This is a genomic window from Methanobrevibacter sp., from assembly GCF_045126245.1.
GTDB lineage: Archaea > Methanobacteriota > Methanobacteria > Methanobacteriales > Methanobacteriaceae > Methanocatella.
The window spans coordinates 1-7,735 of sequence record NZ_JBGVOG010000102.1 but is presented as its reverse complement, the minus strand read 5'-3'; the positions used below and the strand labels follow the sequence as shown (position 1 = coordinate 7,735).

The window sequence follows — 7,735 nt, the reverse complement described above, 5'->3', positions numbered from 1 at the left end:
CCGATATTATAACACCAATAGACAATGGAATAAACTTAACAAAAAATATGGTGAATAAACCTAAAATTATTAATGACAATCCCACAATAGACATTCTGATATAATGCCCAATATCATCAATCATTGTTACCCTACCATATTTATTAGCACGATTCATGATAGTTCTTACAACCTCGTTAGCCATCATATTTAAATCAGAAAGCGGGGACATGTCATGTTCAATTGCACCGATGTCAACCTCCATAATAGAAATTCCAAGTACATCCGCATCAATAACAATACCAACATCCACACCATAATCCTTTTCAAAATTAATCTTTTTCAATGCTTCTTTACGTGCTGCAAACTGACCGCTCAATGGCTGTTCAAAAGAGATTTCAGGGAAAAAGAAATTTAAAAGCGGTTTTGCAGTTAGTTCAGTTACACGTCCACTTTCACGAGCAAATTTAGTTTTGGTAATGTCTGTCTTTCCAAGCAAAATCGGTTTGATAATAGCTTCAACCTTTTTTGAAGTTAAATTGAAAATATCAGCATCAATAAAAGCAATAATGTCGCATTCTGATTGTTTGTAACCTGTATATAAAGCCTCACCCTTACCCTTATTAACTTCATGGTTGATAACAATAGCTCCCGCCTTTAAAGCTTCGGCTTCAGTATTATCGCTTGATCCATCATTAACCACAATGATTTCATCTACAAACGACACCTTTTTAACGACTTCAACCACTTGAGCGACTGTTTCCTCCTCATTATAAGCAGGGATAATCACTGAAACCTTTTGATATTTCTTAGGTTTTTCAGTTTTGATGCCGGCAAGCAAAAATGCAATCAGTACAAAAAACCAATACACTAATATTCACCATTAAAAGTTTAATTATTAATACTATGTCATTTAACTACTATAAATATTATTAGTCCCAAAGTACAATTTTAAAGTAATAACATTGAAATCCAACAATTTAAAGGTAGTAATTTAATGATAACCAAAACACTTCAAAAAGAATTGAACCTTGAAAATTGGCAAATTAAAAAAGTAATAGAGCTGATTGATGATGGCAATACAATTCCATTCATCGCAAGATATAGAAAGGATGTCACAGGTTCACTGAACGATGAAATATTGCGAAAATTTGATGAAAGATTAAAATACTTAAGAAATCTTGAAGATAAAAAGGAAAAGGTAATAAAAAGAATTGATGAGCTTGGAAAACTTACGGATGAGTTGAAAAACAAGATTTTAAATGCTGAAACACAAGTTGAGCTTGAAGACTTATACAGACCTTACAAAAGTAAAAAGCGAACGAAAGCAACGGTTGCCCGTGAAAGGGGTCTTGAACCCCTGGCAAAGATTATTTTAGAACAGAACGTCAAGCAAAGTGTCAAAAAAATAGCTAAAGATTATATCAATGACGAAGTTAAAACCCCTGAAGAGGCTATCCAAGGTGCACAGGACATCATTGCAGAGGAAATATCAGACAATTCCGATTTTAGAAAAAAAATAAGAAAAAACACCTTTTTTACAGGTCAAATTCAAACAAAAGCTAAAAATAATGACTCAACATCAGAATATGAAATTTACTATAATTACTCAGAAAACATAAAAAGAATCCCGCCACACAGGATCCTAGCAATTAACAGGGCAGAAAAGGAAGGTGTCATTAAAGCGAAAATCGAATGTGAAGATGATGAAATCATCAGATATCTCAATAGACATATGTTAAAGAACATTTCAAAAATACCTGAAAAAATCCAATACAATAAATTTACAACCCCAATCATCAAGGAAAGTGTAAAGGATTCGTATAAGCGATTGATTGCACCTGCAATCGAGCGGGAAATCAGAAATTACCTAACTGAGAAAGCCGAAGAAAAATCAATTGAAGTGTTTGCAAAAAACTTAAATCAGCTATTGATGGAAAGCCCCTTGGTTGGAAAAACAATTTTAGGTTGGGATCCCGCTTTTAGAACCGGGTGCAAGCTGGCCATTATTGATGAAACAGGAAAAGTCCTAGATACATCACTAATTTATCCAACGGAACCTCAAAACAAGGTTGCCGAATCAATAAAAACCGTCAGAGAGCTGATTGATAAGTATGACATTAATGTAATAGCTATAGGTAACGGAACTGCATCTAGAGAGTCAGAGGAAATAGTTGCTGAAATCATTAAGGGAACAAATGTTGAATACATTATTGTTAATGAAGCCGGAGCGTCAGTCTATTCAGCTTCAAAATTAGGTAGCGAAGAATTTCCGGAATTCAGTGAAGGCGAGCGAAGTGCCGTTTCAATAGCAAGAAGACTTCAGGATCCACTAGCCGAGCTCGTTAAAATTGACCCTAAATCCATTGGAGTCGGCCAGTACCAGCATGACATGAATCAAAAACAGTTGTCCGAGTCTTTGACCGGAGTTGTCGAAAAGGTAGTAAATGAAGTTGGAGTGGACCTGAATACGGCTTCATATAGCCTTTTAAATTATATCTCAGGAATAGGAAATACGACTGCAAAAAACATCATTGCCTATAGGGATGAAAACGGCAGCTTTTCATCAAGGGATGAGCTTTTAAACGTTAAAAAGTTAGGCAAAAAAACATATGAACAATGCGCGGGATTCGTAAAAATCGACAATCCAAACAACCCCCTAGACAATACCACAATACACCCCGAATCATACAGTGCAACACTAAGGCTGCTTGAAAAATTAAATTACACCACGTCGGATATAGGATCCAAATCATTGAAACTGGATGACATTAACCTAGAAGAAATTTCGCAGGAACTTGACATCGGATTGGAAACACTGAAAGATATTGTCAAAGAGCTTAAAAAGCCTGGCCGTGACCCTCGTGAAGATATGCCAAAACCTATTTTGAGAAAAAATGTATTGTCAATTGAAGACTTGCAAGAGGGAATGATAATGCAGGGAACCGTTAGAAATATTGTTGATTTTGGTGCATTTGTTGATATTGGAGTTCATCAGGATGGATTAGTTCATATTTCACAATTAGTGGCAGATAAATATGTGAAACACCCTTTAGACATTGTAAGCGTTGGCGACATAGTTGATGTAAAGGTCTTGGACATTGATTTTAAAAGAAATAGAATTCAACTGAGTATGATAATTTAATATATTTAAAAGTCAAAATTATATGTAAACAAATAATTTATTTTGGAAGGGATTTTTTAATGATGCCAAAGATAATGATAATTCTTGGAAGTGGTTCTGATATTGCCATTGCGGAAAAAAGTATGGATATCCTGGAAAAGCTTGAAATTCCATACAGTTTAAAAATAGCTTCCGCACATAGAACCCCAAATCTGATTCGCGAAATTGTTAAGCAGGGTACTGATGCTGGAATTGAAGTGTTTATTGGAATTGCCGGTTTGGCGGCACACTTGCCTGGTGCCATTGCCGCATATACTCCAAGACCTGTTATTGGAGTTCCGGTTGACGTGAAAACTGGCGGAATAGACGCATTGCAGTCAATTGTTCAAATGCCTTACCCGTCTCCTATTGCAACTGTTGGAATAGACAGAGGAGACAATGCCGCTATATTGGCCGCTCAATTTCTTGGAATTCACGATGATGAAATTCGCCGAAAATTAATCGATTTAAGAAAGGAATATGCCCAAAAGGTAAAACAAAGCAACGAAGATATTATTCAAAATATATCAGATAAAAAATTCATTCAAAATGACTTTCTAAGAATAAAAAATCTCGAAATCAATAAGGTTGAAGTGGATGAGGAAGACATTAAAAAGTGCAAGAATAGAGATGCTGAAGTTGCAATAATCGTTGGAAGGCAAACTGATGTTGCGACTGCCAAAAATGTCGGAGTTATTCTTGATAGGCTTAAAATCAGCTATGACATGAAAGTCGTCTGTCCAATCAGATCCAACAGAAAATTCACAAATTACGTCAAAGCAATGAAAAACGCAAAAATATTCATAGGAATCAGTTCCAACTCATCACAGGTTACAGGAGGAATTGTGGGCCTTACCGACAGGCCTGTAATCGGAGTTCCATGTACAAATGAAAATGGTGATGACTATATGCTTACTACCGTCAGCATGCCTCCGGGAGTGCCGGTTGCAACTGTCGGAATAAACAATGGTAAAAACGCTGCAGTTCTTGCAGGAGAAATCCTTTCAATCAAAAATCCAAACACTATAGAGCTTTTAGATAAATTAAAAGATAAAAAAATCAACTTATAGGGATAATATGAACATTAAAGATGAAAATATTATTGAAATTACAGATGAACTTTCAACTGAATTTGAAATTTCAAAAGTGTTGAGGCAGTACCCTAAAGACACAGTCGTTATTAAAAACGTAAAGGGATATGACATTCCTGTCATAACCGGAATCTGTAATACAAGGGAAAAGATAGCAAAATCAATAAATTGTGAAGTGTCTGAAATTACTGAAAAAATTATTGAAGCGATGGAAAAGCCAATTAAAGTAGATAAATTCACCGATTTTTCAGAATATGACACAATGGATATTGATTTAGGTAAAATCCCAATTTTAACTCATTATAAAAGAGATGGCGGAGCGTATATTACGGCCGGTGTTGTCTTTGCACGCGACCCTGAAACCGGAATTCAGAATGCATCAATTCACAGGATGATGGTTTTGGACAACAAAAGACTAGTTATCAGAATCGTGCCGAGAAATCTTTACACTTATTTCCAGAATGCTCAAAAGGCAGGTGAAGACTTGGAAATTGCAATAGCCATTGGAATGGATCCTGCAATCCTACTTGCAAGCACTACATCAATTCCAATTGATTATAATGAAATGGAAGTTGCCAATGCATTCAAGAATGGAGAGCTAACCTTAATCAAATGCGGTGATTTGGAGGTTCCTCAAGCCGACATTATCCTTGAAGGTAAGATTTCAGTGACAGAAACTGTTCCTGAAGGTCCTTTTGTTGATTTGACTGATACTTATGATATTATCCGTGACCAGCCTATAATCAACCTGGAAAAAATGCATATCAAAAAGGACAATCCATATTATCATGCAATCGTTCCTGCCGGCTTTGAACATAAATTATTGCAAGGTCTTCCACAGGAGCCTAGAATATTCAAGGCCGTTAAAAATGCGGTCCCTACAGTTGAAAATGTTGTCTTGACCGAAGGAGGCTGCTGCTGGCTGCATTCAGTTATATCAATCAATAAGCAAACTGAAGGTGACGGGAAAAATGCAATTATGGCAGCATTGTCTGCTCACCCTTCACTCAAACACTGCACTGTAGTGGATACTGATGTCGATGTATTTGATGCTGAAGATGTTGAATATGCAATAGCTACACGCGTTAAAGGTGACCGAGACATTATGATTGTTCCTAATGTGCGCGGTTCATCACTTGACCCAGTAGCTGAAAGTGATGGGACAACCACAAAAATAGGTGTGGACGCAACAAAATCACTTAAAACCCTGGAAAAATTCGAAAGAGTTAGTTTTGGTGAATAAACTAACTTTTTAATTTACTTTTTTAAAAAAAACTTGTGAGGACATTATTTTTATCCGAAATGGGGTAGGCTTCCTCAAAATCAATTGATTCAATGCAAAATCATAGTTTTCATCAATCACTTAAATATTTCCCAAATGAACATTTTCAATTCCATGTTCAATAGCTATCTCTTTTGCCTTAAACAAAATTTCAGGCTTAGTGGGTGAAATGTCATTCATTTTATAATAAGGAAATGCTCTTGAAAAATGTAAAGGAACTTCAGAACCTAATTCATTAACAACAAAATCACATAACTCATTAATTTCATCAATTGAATCATTATGACCATTGATTATCAGATTTGTAATTTCCAAGTGTTTGCCTTCCATATAAACCCTTTTCAAATTGTCCAAAACCACATCCAAATCCGCTCCACAGACTTTTTTATAAAAATCACTTGACATGGATTTCAAGTCTATATTGAATGCATCAACAAATGTCAAAATCTCTTCGACTGACTGCTGGGAGAAATATCCGTTAGTGACATAGATGACTTTTAAATTATTGGCTTTCGCCAACATGGAAGTTTTCTTGTTGAAAGGCAAGTGTATCGTAGGTTCATTGTAGGTCCATGCAATCGATTGGCAATTGTAATTAATGGCATTTTTCACGATGGTTTCTGGTGTTATTTTAATGCCTCTTGAATTTATATCATATTCATGTGATATCATATAGTTCTGGCAATGCAAACAAGTCATGTTACAGCCAAAACCGCCGATTGAATACGTGAAAGTCCCAGGTAAAAAATGATGAAGGGGCTTTTTTTCAATAGGATCAGGGCTTAAAGAAGAAACAATCCCATAACTCAAATCGAATAGCTCACCGTTGATGTTTCTGTGTTGCCTGCAAATTCCAACATTGCCATCGGATATTTTACAGTAATTTGCACAAATCTCGCATCTGATTTTCTGTGTCTTGGAGCTTTTTTTGTAAAGATTGCTATTCACTAACATAATGTTCATAACCCTTATTTTCAATTCGGTCAACAAAGCCATTTTCCAAGGTAATTTCAATAACATCAGAATCGGTTACCTCGCCAATTGCCATATATTCAATATCCAAATCATCTAGTTTATCCTTCGGAATTGTAAACAGCAATTCAAAATCCTCACCGACATGTAAAATCAAATCCAGATAGTTTAAATCTAGACTTTCACAGTATTGCTTGTATTCATCAGAAATTCCTAAAAGCTCTTCATATATCATAAATCCGAATGAATCCTTTTTAATAAGATACAATTCGCTTGCAAGCCCATCAGTTATATCAGTTGCTGAAGTAGCTCCCTTATTTTTCAATTCAATTCCTTCATTGATTCTGGCTATCGGCTTTAATGCCTTTTTTACATAGATATTATCCAGAATTTCCAGATTAAATCCAAGTGCCGCATGGCCAATGTCTCCTGTAACGGCTATGACATCGCCTTTTTCGTAAGTGTCTTTCATTAATGGATTGTCACACAGCCCCAGAGCTGTTCCGGAAACTATAATTTCGGATGCCTCATTCGTATCACCGCCTATTAGAGGAATAGAATAAAAATCACATGCGCTTAAAACGCCATCTATAATTTCCTTGAATGAATTGAGTTCCAAATCCTTAGGAATTGCAATGGCAAGCAAAAATCCTAAAGGTTCGGCCCCCATGGCCGCAAGGTCACTGACATTAACAGTAACAGCCTTAAAGCCCATGTCAAAATAAGACATGTTTTGCGGGAAATGTCTTGATTGAATCAGCATGTCACATGTTGAAATCAGATTTGTGGAACTAAATTCTGTAATGGCTGTATCATCTGGAGTAATTTCTTTTGAATTAGAAATAATATATTTAACTAATTCTTTTTCACCGATATCTGAGACTTTAAGAGTCATGAATATTACTATAAATTTTTAAATAAATAAATTTTAAGAAAAAAAGTAAAAATAGTTTCAGATTCATAAATTTTCTGAAACTCTGTCTTTGATAATTTCGAATAAGCGTGCATCAATACCAATAGGGTCTGTTAATACAATTTCCCCATCGAAATGAACTTCTTCATCATCATGGTCATGATGGTGGTGATGATGATGCCCGTGGTCGTGTCCGTGATGGTGGTGATGATGACCAGAAATTTCATCTTCATCAAAATCATTTTCGATTCCTAACAATTTAGGAATGTCTCTTTTTGTGTGAAGTCCATGTGCAATGAAAACAGGAACAACAACTATCTTTTCCAAATCAGCTT

7 protein-coding genes are annotated in these 7,735 nt (G+C 35.6%); 3 read left to right on the top strand and 4 right to left on the bottom strand.

All coding sequences use genetic code 11. From position 1 onward, the window contains the following. A partial coding sequence (locus tag ACJMLZ_RS07610) for a glycosyltransferase (RefSeq protein ID WP_405305023.1) occupies positions 1 to 850 on the bottom strand: 850 nt, incomplete at its 3' end. Between the two features lie 126 nt (positions 851 to 976). On the opposite strand from ACJMLZ_RS07610, the gene ACJMLZ_RS07605 reads away from it, so the two are divergent. Genes ACJMLZ_RS07605 through ACJMLZ_RS07595 form a run of 3 tightly spaced genes read left to right on the top strand, consistent with a single transcriptional unit; the run spans position 977 to position 5,476 of the window. After that, complete coding sequence (locus ACJMLZ_RS07605) at positions 977 to 3,124, top strand: Tex family protein (protein WP_405305022.1); 2,148 nt, start codon at positions 977 to 979, stop codon at positions 3,122 to 3,124. A gap of 59 nt (positions 3,125 to 3,183) precedes the next feature. Next, positions 3,184 to 4,212 (top strand): 5-(carboxyamino)imidazole ribonucleotide mutase, encoded by a 1,029-nt coding sequence (purE, locus tag ACJMLZ_RS07600; protein WP_405305021.1) that lies wholly within the window; start codon positions 3,184 to 3,186, stop codon positions 4,210 to 4,212. Positions 4,213 to 4,219: 7 nt separating this feature from the next. Continuing rightward, a complete protein-coding gene (locus ACJMLZ_RS07595; RefSeq protein ID WP_405305020.1) occupies positions 4,220 to 5,476 on the top strand; it encodes a UbiD family decarboxylase in 1,257 nt (418 codons plus the stop codon). 120 nt (positions 5,477 to 5,596) lie between these two features. On the opposite strand, the gene amrS is transcribed toward ACJMLZ_RS07595, so the two are convergent. From amrS to ACJMLZ_RS07580, 3 genes are all read right to left on the bottom strand, one after another. Further along, positions 5,597 to 6,469 carry an AmmeMemoRadiSam system radical SAM enzyme gene (amrS, locus tag ACJMLZ_RS07590; RefSeq protein WP_405305024.1) on the bottom strand — a complete coding sequence of 291 codons (873 nt, stop codon included), beginning with the start codon at positions 6,467 to 6,469 and terminating at the stop codon, positions 5,597 to 5,599. After that, entirely contained in the window at positions 6,456 to 7,382 is a 927-nt protein-coding gene (gene thiL, locus ACJMLZ_RS07585) for a thiamine-phosphate kinase (RefSeq protein WP_405305019.1), read from the bottom strand. Before thiL ends, amrS begins: the two co-directional genes overlap by 14 nt. A 63-nt stretch (positions 7,383 to 7,445) precedes the next feature. Continuing rightward, a partial coding sequence (locus ACJMLZ_RS07580) for a CbiX/SirB N-terminal domain-containing protein (protein ID WP_405305018.1) occupies positions 7,446 to 7,735 on the bottom strand: 290 nt, incomplete at its 5' end.

Excerpts from the sequence above, each read along its gene's own strand:
- ACJMLZ_RS07605 (WP_405305022.1), top strand. The coding sequence starts at position 977 with ATGATAACCAAAACACTTCAAAAAGAATTGAACCTTGAAAATTGGCAA.
- purE (WP_405305021.1), top strand. The coding sequence starts at position 3,184 with ATGATGCCAAAGATAATGATAATTCTTGGAAGTGGTTCTGATATTGCC.
- ACJMLZ_RS07595 (WP_405305020.1), top strand. The coding sequence starts at position 4,220 with ATGAACATTAAAGATGAAAATATTATTGAAATTACAGATGAACTTTCA.
- amrS (WP_405305024.1), bottom strand. The coding sequence starts at position 6,469 with ATGTTAGTGAATAGCAATCTTTACAAAAAAAGCTCCAAGACACAGAAA.
- thiL (WP_405305019.1), bottom strand. The coding sequence starts at position 7,382 with ATGACTCTTAAAGTCTCAGATATCGGTGAAAAAGAATTAGTTAAATAT.